Below are 20,021 nucleotides of genomic sequence, written 5' to 3' on the forward strand. Positions count from 1 at the left end.
CTTTTAACTTTTAACTTATTCAGCGGCTACGCCTGCTGCCTGCTTCTCGTGGTGGTGTAACAAACCAGCCAGTACACGTTTAGCAGGTGACTGCAGTAAGCCGATAACTTCTCCGATGAGTTCGTTCTTGGTTTTGATCTTGGTCAATGAAGCCAGTGTGTTATCACCGGTGTACACTTCACCATTGATGAAAGCCGCTTTCAGCACAGGTTTGTCGCCATTGCTGCTCTTACGGAAAGAACTGATGATCAGTGCCGGTTCCTTAGGGTTCTCAGAGAACATCAGGGCAGTTACATTGTTCAAAGACTCGTAAACACCTGCATACTTCTCAGCATCCAGTGATTCCAGTGCTTTGCGGATCAATGTGTTTTTCGCAACCTTCATCTCAACCTGTTTGTCAAAACAGGTGCGACGGAGTTTGGAAACCTGCGCTACCGTTAAAGATTCTGTATCGGTAATGTAGAAGTTATTGTATTGACTGAATTTTCCTTTCAGAATTTCAATCACTTCGTTTTTTTGATCTTTAGTCATAACTAATCTTTTTAAAAACCCGGGTCATTTCTTGGCTAAGCCGAGATCACCAGGATTAGTTCATTAATGATTTGGTGTCTAATGTGATACCCGGGCTCATGGTGCTGGCCATGCTTACCGCTTTGAGGTAAATTCCTTTGGCAGTAGATGGTTTCAGTTTCATGATGGCATTGATCAGTTCTGCACTGTTCTCAGCAATTTTCTCGGGTGCAAATGAAATACGGCCGATAGAAGCGTGAACGATACCCGCTTTATCTACCTTGAAGGCGATTTTACCACCTTTTACTTCATTTACCGCAGCAGCCACATCATTGGTTACTGTACCGGTTTTGGGGTTTGGCATCAGGTTACGTGGCCCCAGTACTTTACCCAGTTTACCGATCTTAGGCATTACAGCCGGTGTAGCAATGATCACATCCATATCTACCCAACCACCTTCGATCTTGGTAATAAATTCATCCAGACCTACAAAATCAGCACCGGCTTCTTTGGCAGCGGCTTCTTTATCAGGGGTACACAGCACCAATACTTTTTTGGTTCTACCGGTACCGTGAGGTAAAGAAACGGTACCACGTACCTGCTGGTCTGCTTTCTTGGGATCTACACCCAAACGGATATGCAGATCTACGGAACTATCAAATTTTGTACAGTTAATCTCTTTAACGAGGTTAGCGGCATCTTTCAGGGAATAAACTTTGTTTTTATCCACCTTGGCTGCAGCTACTTTTCTTTTTTTAGTAATTGACATGTTTTACTGTGTTAAGGTGAATAATTAGTTTTCCCATGGCGCTTTTCCATCAACGGTTAAACCCATACTGCGTGCAGTACCGGCTACCATGCTCATGGCGCTGTTTAAAGTAAATGCGTTCAGGTCAGACATCTTGTCTTTAGCGATAACTTCTACCTGTTCCCAGGTTACTTTACCTACTTTCTGACGATTGCTTTCCTTGGATCCTTTCTGGATTTTGGCGGCTTCCATTAACTGGACAGCAGCAGGAGCGGTTTTGATGATGAAGTCGAAAGACTTATCAGAATACACGGTGATCAAAACAGGAACAACTTTTCCCATTTTGTCCTGGGTTCTTGCATTGAATTGTTTGCAGAACTCCATAATGTTCACACCCTTAGAACCGAGTGCGGGGCCTACCGGAGGCGCAGGATTGGCTTGTCCACCTTTCACCTGCAGCTTCACGAAGCCAGAGATTTCTTTTGCCATTTTTTTTAGATTTAATTGGTAATAGCGTCACGCCTACGGCGTGACTCCCAAATTCAATCATTCTTTATTCTAAAGAACTTTTGGGGCGGCAAAGGTAGGGAAAAATAGTCAGGAGTGAAAAGTTAGGAGTGAAAAGTTGGAAAATAATTTACCATCTTTTACGAACAAACTACTAACTAATTGAATATCAATTTAAAAACAAACAATTACAACCGACCATATCTACCCGTTTGCAGTAACTACGATAACGCCACCCAAAAGTAAAAAAAGTCAAAACAGAGCCTCCCCCATTTTGACTTTTAACTTTTAACTTTTAACTTAACTACAGCACCAATATCCCCTTCGCCTGCACCGTAATTTCTTTCTTGGCTTCGGTTATCTTAGCGATCTCTTCCTTGCTTTTACCCGCATCTTCCGCAAAATGGCGGAGTTGCTCTACAGTGGTCAGCTTTTCATCAGCGATCCCGTCTATCACGATGGTTTTGCCGTTCAATACCAGCGGCACCAGGAATTTATGGTCTTTCATTTTCACCATCATGCTGCCATTGGGAGATTTTACCTTGATCCAGCATCCTTCTTTCTCACAAACCTGGGTTACCACCCCTTTCAGCTTTACAGGCATTTCTTTCTTCTCTTTTTTGCTGTCCATGATCGAGTACAACTGGTCTACCGAGATGGCGTTATCGGCGGTAGTGGTCTGTCCAAATACGGTACCTGCTTCAGCCGGTACTTTCGGGGGTTGCGCATTTACTGCAAATCCAAAGCAGACAAATGTTAAGGCAAGTAGGATCTTTTTCATATGTGTGTATTTTAAAAGCTGTGAGCTGCGGGCTGTGAGCCGCGAGCTTTGAATAGGGTAAATATAAAAGGTCAACTGCAAAACCAGCTGACCTTTCATGTAATATTTTGTTATTGCTTACAGCTCGTAGCCCGGGGCTCGCAGCGCATAGCCATCTTAACTGATTTTCTCCACCTGCATATAACTCAACTCTACCGGTGTAGAACGTCCGAAGATCTTTACGGTTACTTTCAGCTTCTTTTTCTCGTCGTTCACATCTTCGATCACACCGTTGAAGTCATTGAAAGGCCCTTCAATGATCTTGATGGTTTCGCCTACAATGAATGGTTCGCTCATAGTAACACCCTGGTCGTTCATTTCATCTACCTTACCGAGCATTTTGTTCACTTCACTTTTACGGAGAGAAATGATATTGCCTTTGGAACCCTTACCATCGGTAAGAAAGTGCATCACGTTGCTGATATTGCTGATATGCTGTACGATATCATCGTTCAGTTTACCATCCAGTACTTCCATCATTACATAACCGGGGAAGTAGTTTTTTTCGCGCATTACTTTTTTACCGTTCTGCACTTTATATACTTTCTCCATGGGGAGGAAGATCTGTTTGATGATCTCCTGCCAGCCACTGCGGATAATATCTTTATCGAGGTATTCTTTTACCTTACGCTCTTTACCACTCACCACGCGCAATACATACCATTTGGTATCAGCCTGGGGTGCTGCCGATTCGGGTAACGCTGTTTCTACTACTTCTTCCATGCTGTTTTACTTAAATAATGAATAAATCAGCTTTAACAACTGGTTACTTGAAAAATCCATCACCCATACCATCGCTGTAATGATAACGGTAGCTACCAGTACAATTACAGTGCTTTGCTGTAACTGCATCCAGGTTGGCCAGGTCACTTTCTCCAGCAACTCGTGGTAACTCTCTTTGAAATAGGTAGTAATCTTATTCATTTGTTTTTTGTTAAAAGGGTTAAAGAGGTTAAAAATGTCCTTACTTGACTATTTTAACCCTACTTAACTACTCATCAGCACGGGCACTAGGATTCGAACCCAGATCGAAGGTTTTGGAGACCTTAATACTAACCGTTGTACGATGCCCGTAGAAAGCTAAAAGCTATCCCGCTTGCGGCGGAACAGCTTTTAGAGTATGTTACAAATGTAATAAAACATTTGTGTTAAAGCTAAAAGCTTTCGGCTTAAGCTTATTTGATAATTTCAGTAACCTGACCGGCACCTACTGTACGTCCACCTTCGCGGATAGCGAATTTCAGACCTTTCTCCATCGCAATCGGCTGGATCAGTTTTACAGACAGGTTGATGTTATCACCAGGCATTACCATCTCAGTTCCTGCAGGCAGAGTACACTCACCTGTTACATCCGTGGTACGGAAGTAGAATTGAGGACGGTATTTGTTAAAGAATGGCGTGTGACGTCCACCTTCTTCTTTGCTCAGTACATAAACCTCACCTTTGAATTCAGTGTGTGGAGTGATAGAACCTGGCTTACAGATTACCATACCGCGACGGATATCTTTTTTCTCGATACCACGTAACAGCAGACCTGCGTTATCACCAGCCTGACCTTCATCCAACAGTTTTTTGAACATCTCAACACCTGTTACGGTAGAAGCCAGAGGTGCTTCCATCAGACCTACGATCTCAACGGCTTCACCTACTTTGATGATACCACGCTCAATACGACCGGTTGCAACGGTACCACGACCAGTGATAGAGAATACGTCTTCCACAGACATCAGGAAAGGCATATCAATCGGACGGGGAGGCAATGGAATGTAAGAATCCACAGCTTCCATCAGTTCTTCGATCTTAGCAACCCATTTTGGTTCTTCAGACAGTGCGCCTGTAGCAGAACCCTGGATGATAGGTGTGTTATCACCATCAAAACCATATGAAGTCAACAGTTCACGGATTTCCATTTCTACCAGTTCCAGCAGTTCAGGATCGTCAACCAGGTCAACCTTGTTCATAAACACAACGATACGAGGTACACCTACCTGGCGGGCCAGCAGGATGTGCTCTTTGGTTTGTGGCATAGGACCATCTGTAGCGGCAACCACCAGGATAGCACCGTCCATCTGGGCAGCACCGGTGATCATATTCTTCACATAGTCGGCGTGACCTGGACAGTCAACGTGCGCATAGTGACGGTTAGCAGTCTGGTACTCAACGTGAGCAGTATTAATGGTAATACCACGCTCTTTTTCTTCAGGAGCACCATCAATTTCATCATATTTTTTAGCGACGTTACCCATCCCTTTTTTAGACAAGATCATTGTAATCGCTGCGGTCAAAGTAGTTTTACCATGGTCAACGTGACCAATGGTACCTACGTTTACGTGAGGTTTTTCCCTCTTAAAGGTCTCTTTTGCCATTTGTATCGGTTTTTAGTTGTGTTTTAAAAAATATAGGTCACTTTGACCACGGTTAAAAAATACTGCTGTTTATTCCATTTCAGGAATCTCTCACTTTTTTCTCTTTCCACTTACAAGAGCCGTTAGTGAGAATCGAACTCACGACCTCATCCCTACCAAGGATGTGCTCTACCCCTGAGCTACAACGGCTTTTCTCAGTCAGGAGTGTGGTACCAGTTTCCTGGGACCTGCTTCTTACTAACAGAGAGCGGAAGACGAGGGTCGAACTCGCGACCTATAGCTTGGAAGGCTATCGCTCTACCAATTGAGCTACTTCCGCTTAACTAATTATTAATTAAAAATTATTAATTAATAATTCAAAGAACTGTGGGCAGAGTAGGGTTCGAACCTACGTACTCGTGAGAGAACAGATTTACAGTCTGTCGCCTTTAACCACTCGGCCATCTGCCCGGTTTAGTGACCAGTTAAAAGTTAATAGTTAAAAGTCTGGGATACCCACTATTAACTTTTAACTATTAACTTTTAACTATTAACTCTTAACTCCTTAAGAGCCGAAGATGGGACTCGAACCCGCGACCTGCTGATTACAAATCAGCTGCTCTACCAGCTGAGCTACTTCGGCGTACACTTGTTGTAATCGGGTACAGCAGGAAGGCTAAAACCGGTGTTCCGGTATTCTCTTCCCTGTTTCCAGAATTACAAAACACAAAGAACTATCCCATTTTTTGGGATGGCAAAGGTAATGGAAAACTTAATTCAGCAAAATTTTGAAACGAAAATTTTCAGGCAGTTTTCAACATGGTTTTCAACCATCGGCATAAAAAGCCATTTTAAGGCAGGCTTAAATGGCTTTTCCGGGGGTTGGCGGGGGAGAAAAGTACCGTAACAGAATCGTGCGGAACCACCCGGTTGGCCAACTCCATGCTATCGGAAAAAAGGCTGTCTCCTACCCTGAATTCATAACTGATCATCAGCCTGCCGGCCTTACCAGTCCTGCGTTGGGTGATATGGGCCCTGGTTTGCGCCTGCTCCGCGGAACAGGCCAGGAAAAGAAGGAAAAGGGAAAAACTGAGGATCTTTTTCATGGTATTTTCTAATAAAAAAGGCTCCCTGTTTCGGCAGGGAGCCTTTTTTCGTTTTTACGCTGCTAATTTTTCTTTTTTTCGTTTTATCTGTGAAACAATTGATTCCATCGCGTTATCAAATGACTCTTCAAAAGACTTTGTTGACGCTTTTGCAAAAAAATCATGCTTGGGAATGTGTACGCTGATCTCCACAACTTTGTCTTTGATCGTATGCACCACATTGTCCAGTTTCAGGTAAACATCCACTTTCAGGATCTTGTCGTGAAAAGTAGTCAGCTTTTCAACTTTACGGTTTACATACTCAACCAATTTGTCGTCTGCGTCAAAATGCACAGTTTGAATGTTAACGTTCATGGCAACTCACGTTTAATCGGTGAAAAAATAATATTTGAAAGAACTTTTTACGATTTACAGGAACCGGGATTTTACCCCCTGATTTCTACTTACAAGTTACAACATCTTACTACAATTAAAAAGAATTCAACGGGATTTTTACAGATTTATGATAGTCTTATGACGCTAGGCTTTGGGATGCGCTTTTTTGAAAACCTCTTTCAGTTTTTCGATGGTATTATGGGTATAGATCTGCGTGGCCGCCAGGCTGCTGTGTCCCAGCAATTCCTTTACTGCATTGAGTTCTGCGCCATTGTTCATTAAATGGGTGGCGAAACTGTGGCGCAGTATATGCGGACTTTTTTTCTGGATCGTGGTTACCTGCCCCAGGTATTGTTTTACAAATGCGTACACCGAACGGGGATGCAGGGGTTTCCCTTTCTCCGTTACAAATACATTGGATACGCCAGGCTCCTTCACAGGCTTCTCCTGCACGTATTCCTGTATCTGCTGCAGCAGTTCTGCGGGCACCGGGATCACCCTTTCCTTATTACCCTTACCCACCACTTTTACCTGCATCTGGGAGAGATCCAGCTGGGATTCTTTGAGGTTGATCAGTTCACTCAAACGCATACCGGTACTGTAAAACAACTGTAATACCAGGCGCTCGGTACGCCCCTTCCAGTTATCCGCAAATTCCACATAATCAAAGAGGGTGGCCATGTCTTTCTGCTCTACAAACACCGGCAGACGTTTATTCACCCGCGGGGCCGTTACTGTGGCCATGGGCGACTTTTCGAGCTGGCCGGTCTTTAACTGGTATTTAAAGAAGGATTTGAGGGAGGAGATCTTACGGTTGATACTTTTGGAGGAGATCTTCTCCTCTTTCAGCTCTGCCAGCCAGCTTCGCACGTACATGGCCGTGATCTGCTCAATGGCCGGCGCATCGAACTGACTGGCGAGATAGGCAAAAAACTGCTCCAGGTCGTTCTGGTACGACAATAACGTATGTTTCGAGTACCTTTTTTCAAACAACAGGTAGTCGAGAAAAGCCTGTAACTGGGGATATTGAGGTATGGGCATAAAAAAAGTAGCCTAAAGTTACAAAACCACGGCTACTTAATATGATCAAGCTGGAAGAAGGGGGTTATCCCTCTATCTTTCCGCTGGCTATATTCTGCTTGTAGATTGCTTTCAAAATCTGTCCGCGGCGAACTACGGATGGCTTTGTAAAGGCCTGGCGCTCTCTCAGTTGCAGCAAAGTTTTACTTTTTTCAAACTTTTTCTTGTACTTCTTGAGTGCCTTGTCGATGTTTTCACAATCTTTTGAATCGATGATAAGCATAGCTATTATACCTCCTCAGGTGTTTTTTAGGACGGCAAAGATAGGATTTGATTTGAAAATACCAAATATTGGTTGCAGGTTTCTGGTTACAGGTTACAGGTAACCAGCAACGGGTAACTTGTAACCTGTAACCAGAAACCAGCATCCATTTCTCGATTTTCGAAATTACCTTGCAGCCATGTTTACAGGAATCATTGAAAATACGGGCAAAGTAGTGTCCATCACCCCAAACGGCACCAACCTCAGTTTCTGGATAGAATCGCCCATTTCGGGAGAGCTGAAAGTAGACCAGAGTGTGAGCCATAACGGCGTTTGCCTTACGGTAGAAGCCCTGGCACCCAACCGCCACCAGGTAACCGCCATTGAAGAAACCCTGAAAAAAACCGAACTCGGCAGCTGGCAAACGGGTACCGAGATCAACCTGGAAAGATGTATGATAATGAATGGCCGCCTCGATGGCCATATTGTACAGGGCCATGTAGACACCACGGCCCTTTGCACAGAACGCAAAGAACTGGCCGGCAGCTGGGAATACTGTTTTCAATTTCCACCCGAATTTGCCCAGTTGGTGATCGAAAAAGGCTCCATTGCCGTAAACGGTACCAGCCTCACCTGCTTCAACGTTACCAACAACAGTTTCCGCATTGCCGTGATCCCGTATACATATGAACATACCAATATCCATCAGTTACAGGTTGGAAGCCAGGTGAATATTGAGTTTGATATGTTGGGAAAATATGTGCAGCGGAGGTTGGAAGTGGGGGCGTGAATCGTCAGTGGTGAGTAGTCAGTCGTGAGTGGTGAGTAGTGAGTAGTGAATGGGCAATGGTGAATGGTCAATAGGTTGGCATCACCCTCTCTTCAACATCATTGTTGTCTGGTAAAACCCGCACCTCTTTCTCTGTGTAACTCCTGATCTCTGCCCCCGCCTACCGGCAGGCAGGTCTGTATTGAAAAAAATACTGCATCTCAATTACCCAACAGCATCTATGCTGTTTTTCAACACAGAATACACGGAGGAACAGAGAATCACAGAGATTTCCGACTTTGATACTCACTACTCACCACTCACTACTCACCACTCACTTCTCACAACGTGATCGATTTCCCCTTCAACGCCCCGCTGATAGCTGCGTCCATGGCCCTTTCGGCGAAGGGACGGGTTACTTCGTTGAGTTCTTCTATTTTGGTGTGGATCAGGTTTTTATCTTCCATGGTTAACGCCATTTGCAGGGCCTGCATGGCCGCTGCGGTGGCGGTAATTTCTTCTTTGCTTAACAGGGTAGCGTTTTTGCCGATGAATTTTTCGGTCACTTCCAGGATCTGCTCCCCTTCTGTACGGGCTTCTACCAGGGCCCGCACCTGCATGTCTTCCTTGGCATGGGTGAGGCTATCCATCAGCATATGCTCTACTTCCTCATCGGTTAGGCCGTATTGGGGTTTCACTTCTATCTCCTGCTCTACCCCACTGCGCAGTTCTTTGGCTTTTACCACCAGGATACCGTCTGCATTGATCAGAAAACTCACTTCTACCTTGGGTAAACCTGCCGGCATACCGGGGATACCTTTGAGACTGAACTCGGCCAATTTGCGGTTATCTTTTACCAGATCACGTTCACCCTGGAATACAGAGATACGCATGCTGCCCTGCCCGTCTTTATGCGTGGTGTACTGACGGCCCACTTTAGTAGGGATCTTGGCATTACGGGGAATCAATACATCCATCAACCCGCCCATGGTTTCAATGCCCAGGCTCAGCGGGGTGATATCGAGCAACAAAAAATCTTTGTTATTACCCGCGAGAATATCCGCCTGCACCGCAGCACCCAGCGCCACCACTTCATCCGGGTTAACGGAATCGTTAACGGGTTTACCAAAGAACCGGCTCACCGCATTTTTTACGGCCGGTACACGGGTACTGCCACCCACCATTACAATGGTATCAATATCGGTTACACCGAGTTTGGCATCGGCCAACGCATTGCGGCAGGATTGGATGGTCTCCTCTACCAGCGGTGATATCAGCTTTTCGAATGTTTCACGTGAAAGTGTTAGCTGGTCGCCATTCCATTCAATGGCGAAGTCATCATTGCTGCTGAGGTGTTTTTTGGCTTCCTCGGCGCGTAAACGCAGGCCTTGCGACAGTTCTTTGTTCTGCTTCAGTTCCTCCATCGAAATACCTGCCTGCTCCATCCAGTACCGCACAATGGCCCTGTCCAGGTCATCTCCGCCCAGGTAAGTGTTCCCATTGGTGCTGAGCACTTCAAAAATACCGTTATTGATATGCAGGATCGAAATATCGAAAGTGCCGCCTCCGAGATCATATACGGCAATGGTTTTTTCTTCGTCTTTGTTCATACCCAGTCCATAGGCCAAACTGGCCGCGGTGGGTTCGTTTACAATGCGTAATACATCCAGTCCGGCCAGTTTACCCGCATCGCGAGTAGCCTGCCGCTGGGCATCGTTAAAATAAGCCGGTACCGTAATCACCGCTTTGGTAACCGGTGTTTTCAGGATATGTTCGGCCCTTTGTTTGAGCTCTTTTAATATAAAGGAAGACAGATCAATGGGCGAATAAAACTGTTGGCCCACCTGCACTTTTACCAGGCTGTCTGCATCATCATCAATCACTTTGTAAGTGAAGAAATCCGCGTTCTCTTTGATGTCTTTAAAGCTTTTGCCCATCAGCCTTTTGGCACTGAAAATGGTGTTCTGCGGATCGGTTTCCATAAAAGCTTTAGCCGCTTCTCCCACCGTAGCATTTCCAAACGCATCAAAATGCACTACACTCGGTACCAGGCTGCTGGTATTGTGTTCCTTCAGGGCAATGGGTTGTTTGCTTTCGGGGTGGATGATCGCTACCAGGCTGTTGGTGGTACCAAGATCGATGCCCACAATCATTTCTGCCTGCTGTAAACTGCCGGTTGCTATATTAATGCCGATTTTAGCCATGGTTCAAATACAAATTACCGGTTTCCCGGTACACTTAGTGAATAGAATTGCCTGCGAAAGTAACATTTCGGCCTGCTGTTTGGTTGCGAATTCAGGAATGATTTAGACGCGGAACGCTCAACGCTGAACGCGGAACGCCTAACGCAGAACATAGAACCCAGAACACCGAGAACTGACTGAAACAATACGAGAACTGCCCGCCAAACCCCAAAAAGCGTTCAGCGTTGCGCGTTTAGCGTTCAGCCTCCGATTAAGATTCTACCAGTTTTGTCCTGCTCAGGTAATCATGCAAAGGTTTCCCGAGAAAGGGGATAAAAAACAGGTCGATGATGGTGAGGCGTGCCAGCGAGCGGATAAAAACAGCCAAGACCGGCGCTTTTTTATCGTTCAGGGTAACCACTTTGGAATAAGTGAACCATTTGGCCGGTGTACGGCCGAAAAGGGATTCGAACAGGAAATAATAGATAAACAGGATGCCGAAAAAGAACCAGCCGAAATTGTAATAGGGATAGCGCCAGAACTGCACATACCAGTTCCATGCCTGGAAACTGAAATAGGCAATGGTGAAAATGACGAGTGTATCGATCAAAAAATTCAGGGCGCGGGTGCCGTCTCCGACTGTTCTCATGAAGCAAAAATAGTCAGTAGTGAGTAGTCAGTAGTGAGTTTTTTGTGAAGGGGCAATGGTGAATTGTCAATGGGCAATGGTGAATGGGTGTTTTTGGCGTTGGCGGGTTTTTACTTTACTCAACCTCCCCTATTGCCCATTGACAATTGCCCATTCACAACTCACCACTCACCACTCACTTTCCTTACTTTTGCGCAAACAGCAACAAAGAATGAACCTGATCGAAGAATTACAGTGGCGGGGTATGATACAGGATATGATGCCGGGCACTGCAGAGTTATTGGAGAAAGAAACCGTTTCGGGGTATATTGGTTTTGACCCTACCTCTGACAGTCTGCATATCGGCAGCCTGGTACCCATTTTATTACTGGTGCATTTACAGCGTGCCGGGCACAAACCTTTTGCACTGGTAGGTGGCGCCACCGGTATGGTGGGCGATCCCAGCGGTAAAAGCGAAGAGCGGAACCTGCTGAGCGAGGAAATACTACAGATTAACCAGGCCGGTGTTCGTAAGCAACTGGAGAAATTTCTGGACTTTACCCCGGGCAAAGCCAATACGGCGGAGATGGTGAACAATTACGACTGGTTCAAGGATTTCCGTTTTCTGGATTTTATCCGCGATGTGGGCAAACACATTACGGTGAATTATATGATGTCGAAAGACAGTGTAAAAAAAAGGCTGGAGAGCGAAGTGGGCATGAGCTTTACCGAGTTTACCTACCAGCTGATTCAGGGTTATGATTTTTACTGGCTGAACCAGCATAAAAACTGCAAACTGCAGATGGGCGGCAGCGATCAGTGGGGCAATATTGTAACCGGCACCGAACTCATCCGCCGCAAAGCGGGTGGTGAGGCATTTGCGTTTACCTGTCCACTGATCAAAAAAGCAGATGGGGGCAAATTCGGTAAAACCGAGAAAGGCAATGTGTGGCTGGACCCGAAAAAAACCTCTCCTTACCAGTTCTACCAGTTCTGGCTTAATGCCAGCGACTCAGATGCAACGCAGTGGATCAAGATCTTTACCCTCCTTCCCAAAGAAGAGATAGAAGCCTTACTGGCGCAACAGGCAGCAGCACCACACGAAAGGGCGCTGCAGAAAAAACTGGCCGAAGAAATTACCTGTTTTGTTCACAGCCGCGCCGATTATGAGTTTGCGGTAAAAGCTTCTGAGATCCTGTTTGGCAATGCCACTACCGAGATTCTGCAGAGTTTAACGGAAGAGCAGTTGCTGCAGGTGATGGAGGGCGTTCCTTCGATCGAGATCAGCAGAACGGCCTTGGAGGCTGGGTATGAGATCGTTAGCTTTTTGGCAGATACGCAGATCTTCCCGAGCAAGGGCGAAGCGAGAAAAATGTGGCAGGCAGGTGGTTTGGGACTGAACAAAACCAAAGTTACTGCCGACAAGCTACAAGTAACCAGCGCGGACCTGTTGAACAACAAATACCTGTTGGTACAAAAGGGTAAGAAGAATTACTACCTCGTAAAAGCAGTATAAGCTTCTATCAAAATATACCTGCGCCTTTGCGCCACTGCGTGAAAATTTTCTCGCAAAGCCGCAAAGGCGCAGTTTTTTTTATTTTTTGATAGCGGTGATGGCTGCTACCACTATTTATTTAATGGTTTTGATCACGTTCCACATCTGCTCAGCTACAAACAGGTTACCGGCCGGGGTCAGGTGTACACGGTCGGTGGTGAGGATGCCGGATTCTTTGTTCTGGGGGTTGTTCTTCAGGTTATAGTTGATGAACCCTGCCCGCAGGTCTACCAGCGGGATATTTTTCTGGGCGGCAAAACCGCGGATCCAGTTACTGTATTGGTTCAGATCGCCGTCCTGCTGGTTGGAATGATCGGTTTTTTCGCCGATCACCGCCGGGGTGCAGAGGATCACTTTACTGCCCGAAGCCTGCAGTTTGCTTACCACCGCCTCATAAAAACGGCCAAACTTATTGTAATCGGTACCGGTGCCGCTGGAGGTTTTGTGCCATACATCGTTCACCCCTACATAAATAACCACGATATCGGCATTGTGCTTGAGCACATCTGCTTCCATGCGCAGGTAGAGGTCGTAGATCTTGTCGCCGCCAATGCCGGCCCCGATCAGTTCGTATTTATCGGCCCCCAGTTGCTGGGTGATCAGGGAATCCATCAGTTTGATATAACCACCGGGTCGGATACCGGCCTGGGTAATAGAATCGCCGAAAAAGACGACTTTTTTCTTTTTATCATACGAAAAAGCCATCAGCAGCATGCTGACTACGAATACGGCAAGGAGAATGAGTTTGTTGGACATGGCGTCGTTAGTTGTGAGTGGTGAGTAGTGAGTTGTGAATGGGCAATGGTCAATGGGGAATGGGTAGTTGTGGGTGTTAGAGGGTGCTTTTCTTTGCCCGCCCCCCTATTGCCCATTCACCATTGCCAATTGACTACTATCAGCGCCAAGATACTGATTTATCGAACAGCCAAAAAACGGGGCTGCGAAATCATTTTCGGCTGGTGGGGGAAAAGATTGGGGCATCTGGGCGTAAAAAATTTGGAACAATTGTTGCCCCACCCTATTTTTGCACCCCATTCGATGGGAATGTAAGGATTGCCCGATAGTATAAGGGTAGTACAACTGATTTTGGTTCAGTATGTCGTGGTTCGAATCCATGTCGGGCAACAAAAGGGAAAGAGGAAAGTCTTTCCCTTTTGTATTTTTAGCATATCCCCGGCTCCAGTCTTCCGAAAAAGTTGTTGGTCAGGCGATCAACAACGGCATTACACTGGAATAAAATCAATTACACACTTTAGTCTGATGTACTATCTTTATAATCATAATACAGGCCATGCCATCATCCAACCCTCATCCACAGTTTAACAAACGCATTTTTTGGGACGTATGCCCAGAAACGCTTGATCTGGATGCAAAAGCCCGGTTTGTGATTGAACGTATTTTTGAGCGGGGCGATGTCAGCGATATCCGGGAATGCAGAAGATACTATCCCAAAGAAACCATTGAATTTGCCCTTTTGAATGCCAAATTCCTTCCTTTACATACGCTTTATCTGGCAGCCGCAGTAATCGAAAAAAAAATCGAAGAATTCAGATGCTTCAAACTCAGACAGTTGAACCAGGCACACTTGCCTTATTAAACAGGTTAATGGGTATACCCGAACTGACTGGTTTTTCACTGGTTGGCGGTACAGCTTTGTCATTAAAATATGGACATCGAATATCTGTTGATCTCGATTTGTTTTCTACAGAAACTTTTGATCGAGATGTTATTTTACTTACACTAGAAGAAACTTTTGGTAAGGAGTTCGTTTATGAAGGAAAAATAACCAATTGGGCCATCTTCGGCTTTATTCATGATATCAAAGTGGATTTTGTTCATTATCCACACGCACTGATCGCAAACAAAGAATCTATAGACGGCATCAGGATGTACAGTACAGAAGATATCATTGCCATGAAAATCCATGCCATCCTTGGAAGAGGGAAAAAGAAAGACTATTGGGACATCTATGAATTACTTCAGCATTACTCCCTTGAGCAGCTGATTGATTATCATTCACGCAAATTTCCTTCACAGCAACTCATGATCAGTATACCGCAGGCTCTGGTTTATTTTGAGGATGCGGAACAAAGTGAAGAACCGATTAGTCTGAAAGGCCAAACATGGGAGAATGTTAAAAAATTGATTCAACGGAAGGTAAATGATTTCTTACGTTGACAGCCATTTACATCATTCTCAATAATTGGTGTCCCTCTTCAGTAGTTCAAAATTATTTGATGATAATCATATCATATAAAAGGAAGGGTGGATCGGCTACCAACAACGGCACAGAATGTAAGGATTGCCCGATAGTATAAGGGTAGTACAACTGATTTTGGTTCAGTATGTCGTGGTTCGAATCCATGTCGGGCAACAGAAGGGAAAGAGGAAAGTCTTTCCCTTTTGTATTTTAGCAATTCCCCGCCTAGAATTAGTAGTTGTCGGGCGACCAACAACGGCGTAAGGGCAACAAAGGGAAAGATGAAAGTCTTTCCCTTTGTTTATGCCTATTAACCCAGGTTTTAGCCGGCAAATGGAAGAGTAAAAATCAGCATTGGAACACTGACAGCTCAACATGCCGGGTTAAGCTTTATTGATTCATGACAATATCCAGTGACACATGAATATCCGGTACAATTTTTTCTTTGATGCCTGATAAAAAGTCCATAGAAATCGTTTGTGGTTTTGAATGGATATTCCATAACTGGCGCGATATGTCAACATTGGCAGTAATGTGGCTGGTATTGTTTTTTGTGTTAATGGTAGCCGTAAATTCGATTGGCTTAGTGATCCCTTTTATGGTAAGGTCCCCCGCTACCCTATAGTCCGCGGATGAACCGATCCGGGTGATTTTCTTTACAACCATGGTCGCTACAGGATATTGGTCTGATGCAAAAAAATCGTTTCCTCTTAACTCTGCATCTTTTTTTTTCCTGCCGGCCTCTTCGGGATTATCCGTAGTACGGATGCTATTCATATCCATGTTGAAGGTTCCGCGTACAGGTTCGCCTGTGACTGAATACTCTAAATTGCCGGACTGAAAAAGGAAATAACCGTAATGACCGCCCATCATCTTTCCGGTATTCCATAAAACTTTGCTTTTTTGAACATCGAGTTGCCAGCTTGTTTGCAACGGCTGCGTACAGGCAATGGTACGGAGCATCATCATTAATACAAGAGTGGTAGTGGCTTTATGTATCATAGCGTTTACATTTGAAGCAGCAAACTACTTTTACATGCTGTATTCGATGGTATTAATATGGTAAATTAAATTGTAAACATTGTAAATTCTAAGTAATGACGATAAAAGGCGGTACTACCTATCCTGATAAGAAGCGGCACTATATGATGCCGCTCCTTTTTCTACTGACGGGTACAGGTATTTTTGCAGTGTTCGGCTTTACGGGCAATGAAAATTTTGACCTTGCCAAACGGCAGATACTGTTGCGGAATATCGGGCATGAGATACTGTTGCATGCAGGCGACAGTACATCGAGGGTATTACCTGTACGGGAAATAGCCCCGTATGAATACCAGGTAAGGTTTGAAAATGAATTTACTTTTCAAACAGATTCTTTGGTAAAGATCATCAGGCGGTCGCTGGAGAAAGACCATCTTGCAGAAGATTATATCGTTAATGTACTGAACTGTTCTGGTAAGGAGGTATTATTCGGATATGGCATCTTTCAGAAAGAACAGAATAATATCATACCCTGTTTGGGTCGCAATCAACCGCGTGCCTGTTACCTGATCAACATCCGGTTTCAGAACAGGGCTTTTACCCCTATACCCAAAGGATTCCTGGTAGGAGGATTATCTGTGTTCGCTTTTATCGGGTTACTGGCTGTGCGTCCCTTCAGAACAAGACGGCCGGGGGCTGCAACAGCAGATACAGATTCAGGTGTTTTGAAGATCGGTCATACTTTATTTGAACCGGGAAAAAGGCAAATCACTATTTCGGGTATTACAACAGAACTTACGCCTAAGGAAAATAAACTACTGAAAATATTTGCCGATTCTACTGGCAACCTTATTGAAAGACAAAGGCTTCAAAAAGAAATATGGGAAGATGAAGGCGTGATTGTAGGACGGAGCCTGGATGTATTCATATCAAAACTCAGAAAAAAACTGGAAGGCGACGCGTCGATACAGGTTGTAAATGTACATGGAAAGGGATACCGGTTGCAGATCAATGACACATTAATATAAGCAAGGCTTAGACACAAAGGATATGATTGTTCACATATTAATATCCGATAGTTGATGAAGATCCTCCAGGAACCAGTTCGAAAAGAATCCAGTTCCGGCAACAAAAGGAAAAGAGGAGAGTCTTTCCCTTTTGTATTTTACTATTGCAAGCTCCAAAAAAGTTCTTTATCCCTCATGAGACCAACAACGGTAGAAAAAGGTTTGAAGTATGACAAGAGAGCCTTCCAACTGAAATAAAGCCCCGAAAAATAAATTCTTTCTCCGCAAGGTGTACTTTTCCGATGTTCTCCGCGAGATATCTCTCGCCAGAGGAGTCTGCGGTTTGAACAGCAAAAACATCATTTTTGAAACAACATCTCCCTAAGAATACCAGCTAGTGGTTTTACATCATGTTTATCGCAACCTGACGAAACGGCTTCTCATCCGCAGAGTCCACTTCGTGGGCAACTAAGGTAAAAAAGAAAAGAACGGTTATAGCAATCAACATTCCCACAAAATTGATCTGATTCCCAGCCAAGCAGGCGTTTCCCAAATCTGGCACGATTTTTTCATCTATCTCCCTATAAATCAACCTCTATGAAAAAGTTATTTACCCTCGCCGTATTGTTAACCGCCCTGGCCACGGCACCCGCTGCACAGGCACAGGTGAAACTGAATGTGAACATCAATATAGGCAAGCAACCCGTTTGGGGGCCGGTGGGCTATGACTATGTAGACTACTACTATATGCCCGATATTGACGTGTATTATTATGTACCCGAACGCCGCTTTATATACCTCGAAGGCAACCGCTGGATCTTTGCCGCCAGTTTACCCGGCCGCTACCGTGGTTTTGACCTGTACAGGGGTTACAAAGTGGTAATCAACGAACCCCGCCCTTATTTACGACACGATATATATCGGGTGAAATACGCCAATTACAAGGGTGGCCGTGGTCCTAAACAGGTAATCATCCGCGACAGCCATGATAGCCGCTATAAAAACAACGGCCCTTCGCACAATGATCATGATGACAGGGGGAATGGAAAAAACAGGGGCAAAGGAAAGGGGCACTGATGATCGCTGAAAAATAGGATTGATGTATCTCAGACGGATTCAACGCTGAAAGATATGATTTACGCAGATTAGTTCATCGCTGAAAAAATATGATTTACTCAGATCAGATAAGCGATGATTTAGCAGATAAAAAGAGGCTGTATCAGATTTTGATACAGCCTCTTTTGTATTTTCCGCATACGGTGGTTGAACCCGCTGAAAATCGTTCCTGGCAGGCTAAGCAGCAACAACATGGCAAAGACACAGCCATGCCAGCCATTTTTAAGGGTACAGTAAATATTTTTTCCGCATCTCTTTATACGCGTTCAGTCCGGGCTCCCAGCTTTTGCGGATCTCTTCTTCAGAAACACCATTGATTACCTGTTGCCTGAATTCGCCCACGCCGATCTGGATCTCGATAGAGTTCATTTCCTTGCTCAGTTTTTCAAAGAATTTTTCTTTGAAAGGATGTGCTTTGTATAATTCTATGATCCAGCTGATATTGATCTTTTTGCTTTTCCGGAGTTGCTCTACATCATAGTTGCGGAGATCCAGTCCATAACATACCTCGTTCATGAACAGGGGTGTTTCCGACATTCCTTTGATGCTGGTGGGCGTATAGGAAAAGGAATAAATACCTTTCAGTTCCGGACTGCCCAATACCGTGAATGGAAAATAGGTACCGCGGCCATGGTTCAGGTAAACCCCTTCGAACATACAGGTAGAGGGATAGAGCATGATGGCCTGTTGTGTATTCAGGTTAGGCGAAGGTTTTACCGGCAGGGTGTACGGCATATCGTGATTGTAGTTGGCAACCGGTATAATGCGGAGATTACATTTTGTTTTGTTGGTGAGCCACCCTTCCCCATTGGCCATCTGCGCAAACTCGCCAATGGTTAGTCCATGCGACATAGGTATCGGGAACATGCCGATACCCGACCTGTATTTCATATCCAATACCGGGCCATCAACGAGGTAGGCATTCGGATTGGGCCGATCGAGGATCAGCAGTTCTTTCCCATTATCAGCGCAGGCTTCCATTAAACGAACGAGCGCATTGATATTGGTGTAGAACCGGACACCTACATCCTGCACATCATAGATCATGATATCCACATCTGCCAGGTCTTCTTTACTGGGTTTATTCCTCGGGCCATAGAGAGAGATAACCGGAATGCCCGTTACCGGGTCGGTCTCATCTCCTATTTCAACACCCGCACTTGCATTACCCCGGAAACCATGTTCAGGACCGAATACTTTTACAATATGCACGCCCAGTTTCTGCAGACTATCCACCAGGTGTGTTTTACCGATGATGGTAGTAGGATTGGCCAGCATAGCTACCCGTTTGCCTTTCAGCAGCGGCAGGTATTTATCAACCTGGTCAGCCCCGGTGAGGATGGGTTTGGCAGCCATACCGTCTGAAACCGCAGCGGCCAATGGCTGGCAAACGATCATGAACAGACCAACAAGGAGTAAGATATATTTCTTCATATAGCGTTTTATGGGGTAAATATAAGTGCTATTGCCGAAGTCTGCAGTACCAAGAGGCCGCAATTGCAAGCTGCCGATTGTTATGCCCGCACCCTATTTAGCTGAGCGTAGCTACTGCATACATCCTGGTTCATAAATGCTTCATACTCATGATACTAATACAGTTAAAATGGAATATCCCATAGAAGAACAGTTTGCTCACCATCAACAAAAGAGATAAATCTTCCTGTTTGCATTTCTATGTTGTCTCTTTCTTGATATACATTTTTTGTATATTTAATATCTTGTGCTATTTGATAATTCAAACTTTATTTGATTAGTAAAATAAAAACTACCACTTCAGGGTGCTCGATGAAAAATTTCTAATCAGTCCGCCTAAGAAGCTGTTTAAAATTCGCTTTATTGATAGTTATTCGACATTAATATGTGTAAAAGTGGATAAAAAAAGCTGTTGT

Annotated in this window: 22 protein-coding genes and 7 tRNA genes; 8 read left to right on the forward strand and 21 right to left on the reverse strand. The window is 44.8% G+C overall.

The genetic code is table 11. The features are described 5' to 3' along the window. Nucleotides 1-15: 15 nt before the first annotated feature. From rplJ to rpsU, 16 genes are all read right to left on the reverse strand, one after another. Nucleotides 16-531 (reverse strand): 50S ribosomal protein L10, encoded by a 516-nt coding sequence (gene rplJ, locus AC1RNB_RS10195; protein WP_493082574.1) that lies wholly within the window; start codon nucleotides 529-531, stop codon nucleotides 16-18. A gap of 55 nt (nucleotides 532-586) precedes the next feature. Next, on the reverse strand, nucleotides 587-1,279 hold the full coding sequence (gene rplA, locus AC1RNB_RS10200; protein ID WP_493082575.1) for a 50S ribosomal protein L1: 693 nt from the start codon (nucleotides 1,277-1,279) through the stop codon (nucleotides 587-589). 24 nt (nucleotides 1,280-1,303) lie between these two features. Next, a complete protein-coding gene (gene rplK / locus AC1RNB_RS10205; protein WP_493082576.1) occupies nucleotides 1,304-1,747 on the reverse strand; it encodes a 50S ribosomal protein L11 in 444 nt (147 codons plus the stop codon). Nucleotides 1,748-2,069: 322 nt separating this feature from the next. Beyond that, on the reverse strand, nucleotides 2,070-2,546 hold the full coding sequence (locus tag AC1RNB_RS10210; RefSeq protein ID WP_493082577.1) for a DUF4920 domain-containing protein: 477 nt from the start codon (nucleotides 2,544-2,546) through the stop codon (nucleotides 2,070-2,072). A gap of 156 nt (nucleotides 2,547-2,702) precedes the next feature. After that, the gene (gene nusG / locus AC1RNB_RS10215) at nucleotides 2,703-3,308 is read right to left on the reverse strand and encodes a transcription termination/antitermination protein NusG (RefSeq protein ID WP_493082578.1); all 606 of its coding nucleotides are present in this window, start codon (nucleotides 3,306-3,308) and stop codon (nucleotides 2,703-2,705) included. A gap of 6 nt (nucleotides 3,309-3,314) precedes the next feature. Beyond that, nucleotides 3,315-3,509, reverse strand: a complete 195-nt coding sequence (gene secE, locus AC1RNB_RS10220; RefSeq protein ID WP_493082579.1) for a preprotein translocase subunit SecE — start codon at nucleotides 3,507-3,509, stop codon at nucleotides 3,315-3,317. A gap of 78 nt (nucleotides 3,510-3,587) precedes the next feature. After that, nucleotides 3,588-3,659 (reverse strand) — tRNA-Trp (locus tag AC1RNB_RS10225). Nucleotides 3,660-3,760: 101 nt separating this feature from the next. Next, a complete protein-coding gene (gene tuf, locus AC1RNB_RS10230) occupies nucleotides 3,761-4,951 on the reverse strand; it encodes an elongation factor Tu (protein WP_493082580.1) in 1,191 nt (396 codons plus the stop codon). Between the two features lie 117 nt (nucleotides 4,952-5,068). Next, nucleotides 5,069-5,140: transfer RNA gene (locus AC1RNB_RS10235), tRNA-Thr, on the reverse strand. A 57-nt stretch (nucleotides 5,141-5,197) separates the two neighbouring features. After that, a tRNA-Gly gene (locus AC1RNB_RS10240) sits at nucleotides 5,198-5,270 on the reverse strand. A 48-nt stretch (nucleotides 5,271-5,318) separates the two neighbouring features. Beyond that, a tRNA-Tyr gene (locus AC1RNB_RS10245) sits at nucleotides 5,319-5,401 on the reverse strand. A gap of 99 nt (nucleotides 5,402-5,500) precedes the next feature. Then, nucleotides 5,501-5,573 (reverse strand) — tRNA-Thr (locus AC1RNB_RS10250). A gap of 208 nt (nucleotides 5,574-5,781) precedes the next feature. Then, nucleotides 5,782-6,036 carry a hypothetical protein gene (locus tag AC1RNB_RS10255; protein ID WP_493082581.1) on the reverse strand — a complete coding sequence of 85 codons (255 nt, stop codon included), beginning with the start codon at nucleotides 6,034-6,036 and terminating at the stop codon, nucleotides 5,782-5,784. A 54-nt stretch (nucleotides 6,037-6,090) separates the two neighbouring features. Beyond that, complete coding sequence (gene hpf, locus AC1RNB_RS10260) at nucleotides 6,091-6,390, reverse strand: ribosome hibernation-promoting factor, HPF/YfiA family (protein ID WP_493082582.1); 300 nt, start codon at nucleotides 6,388-6,390, stop codon at nucleotides 6,091-6,093. Nucleotides 6,391-6,555: 165 nt separating this feature from the next. Further along, the gene (locus AC1RNB_RS10265; protein ID WP_493082583.1) at nucleotides 6,556-7,452 is read right to left on the reverse strand and encodes a tyrosine-type recombinase/integrase; all 897 of its coding nucleotides are present in this window, start codon (nucleotides 7,450-7,452) and stop codon (nucleotides 6,556-6,558) included. Between the two features lie 64 nt (nucleotides 7,453-7,516). Then, nucleotides 7,517-7,714, reverse strand: coding sequence for a 30S ribosomal protein S21 (gene rpsU, locus AC1RNB_RS10270; RefSeq protein ID WP_490835639.1), 198 nt, complete (start codon nucleotides 7,712-7,714; stop codon nucleotides 7,517-7,519). A 178-nt stretch (nucleotides 7,715-7,892) separates the two neighbouring features. Here rpsU and AC1RNB_RS10275 point away from each other — a divergent pair, with 178 nt between their 5' ends. Then, a complete protein-coding gene (locus AC1RNB_RS10275) occupies nucleotides 7,893-8,483 on the forward strand; it encodes a riboflavin synthase (protein WP_493082584.1) in 591 nt (196 codons plus the stop codon). A 320-nt stretch (nucleotides 8,484-8,803) separates the two neighbouring features. On the opposite strand, the gene hscA is transcribed toward AC1RNB_RS10275, so the two are convergent. Together hscA and AC1RNB_RS10285 are read right to left on the reverse strand one after the other, a co-directional pair. Further along, the gene (gene hscA / locus AC1RNB_RS10280) at nucleotides 8,804-10,666 is read right to left on the reverse strand and encodes a Fe-S protein assembly chaperone HscA (protein ID WP_493082585.1); all 1,863 of its coding nucleotides are present in this window, start codon (nucleotides 10,664-10,666) and stop codon (nucleotides 8,804-8,806) included. 250 nt (nucleotides 10,667-10,916) lie between these two features. After that, nucleotides 10,917-11,294 (reverse strand): RDD family protein, encoded by a 378-nt coding sequence (locus tag AC1RNB_RS10285; protein ID WP_493082586.1) that lies wholly within the window; start codon nucleotides 11,292-11,294, stop codon nucleotides 10,917-10,919. A gap of 211 nt (nucleotides 11,295-11,505) precedes the next feature. Between AC1RNB_RS10285 and tyrS the strand changes: the two genes are divergently transcribed. Beyond that, nucleotides 11,506-12,789 (forward strand): tyrosine--tRNA ligase, encoded by a 1,284-nt coding sequence (gene tyrS / locus AC1RNB_RS10290; protein WP_493082587.1) that lies wholly within the window; start codon nucleotides 11,506-11,508, stop codon nucleotides 12,787-12,789. A gap of 114 nt (nucleotides 12,790-12,903) precedes the next feature. Here tyrS and AC1RNB_RS10295 read toward each other — a convergent pair whose 3' ends face one another. Further along, nucleotides 12,904-13,584, reverse strand: a complete 681-nt coding sequence (locus AC1RNB_RS10295) for an SGNH/GDSL hydrolase family protein (RefSeq protein WP_493082588.1) — start codon at nucleotides 13,582-13,584, stop codon at nucleotides 12,904-12,906. Nucleotides 13,585-13,882: 298 nt separating this feature from the next. Between AC1RNB_RS10295 and AC1RNB_RS10300 the strand changes: the two genes are divergently transcribed. From AC1RNB_RS10300 to AC1RNB_RS10315, 4 genes are all read left to right on the forward strand, one after another. After that, nucleotides 13,883-13,953 (forward strand) — tRNA-Gln (locus AC1RNB_RS10300). Nucleotides 13,954-14,119: 166 nt separating this feature from the next. Next, entirely contained in the window at nucleotides 14,120-14,425 is a 306-nt protein-coding gene (locus AC1RNB_RS10305; protein WP_493082589.1) for a DUF6922 domain-containing protein, read from the forward strand. Next, complete coding sequence (locus tag AC1RNB_RS10310; protein ID WP_493082590.1) at nucleotides 14,380-15,006, forward strand: nucleotidyl transferase AbiEii/AbiGii toxin family protein; 627 nt, start codon at nucleotides 14,380-14,382, stop codon at nucleotides 15,004-15,006. Before AC1RNB_RS10305 ends, AC1RNB_RS10310 begins: the two co-directional genes overlap by 46 nt. 125 nt (nucleotides 15,007-15,131) lie before the next feature. Beyond that, a tRNA-Gln gene (locus AC1RNB_RS10315) sits at nucleotides 15,132-15,202 on the forward strand. A gap of 216 nt (nucleotides 15,203-15,418) precedes the next feature. Here the strand turns inward: AC1RNB_RS10315 and AC1RNB_RS10320 are convergent. After that, on the reverse strand, nucleotides 15,419-16,030 hold the full coding sequence (locus AC1RNB_RS10320) for a YceI family protein (RefSeq protein WP_493082591.1): 612 nt from the start codon (nucleotides 16,028-16,030) through the stop codon (nucleotides 15,419-15,421). 95 nt (nucleotides 16,031-16,125) lie between these two features. On the opposite strand from AC1RNB_RS10320, the gene AC1RNB_RS10325 reads away from it, so the two are divergent. Together AC1RNB_RS10325 and AC1RNB_RS10330 are read left to right on the forward strand one after the other, a co-directional pair. Beyond that, nucleotides 16,126-17,037, forward strand: coding sequence for a winged helix-turn-helix domain-containing protein (locus AC1RNB_RS10325; RefSeq protein WP_493082592.1), 912 nt, complete (start codon nucleotides 16,126-16,128; stop codon nucleotides 17,035-17,037). A gap of 576 nt (nucleotides 17,038-17,613) precedes the next feature. Then, nucleotides 17,614-18,093, forward strand: a complete 480-nt coding sequence (locus AC1RNB_RS10330; RefSeq protein WP_493082593.1) for a hypothetical protein — start codon at nucleotides 17,614-17,616, stop codon at nucleotides 18,091-18,093. Nucleotides 18,094-18,354: 261 nt separating this feature from the next. Here the strand turns inward: AC1RNB_RS10330 and AC1RNB_RS10335 are convergent, their stop codons facing one another. Continuing rightward, a complete protein-coding gene (locus tag AC1RNB_RS10335; RefSeq protein ID WP_493082594.1) occupies nucleotides 18,355-19,566 on the reverse strand; it encodes an exo-beta-N-acetylmuramidase NamZ family protein in 1,212 nt (403 codons plus the stop codon). Between the last annotated feature and the right edge of the window lie 455 nt (nucleotides 19,567-20,021).

Source organism: Sediminibacterium sp. GW821-FHT12F12, from assembly GCF_058806635.1.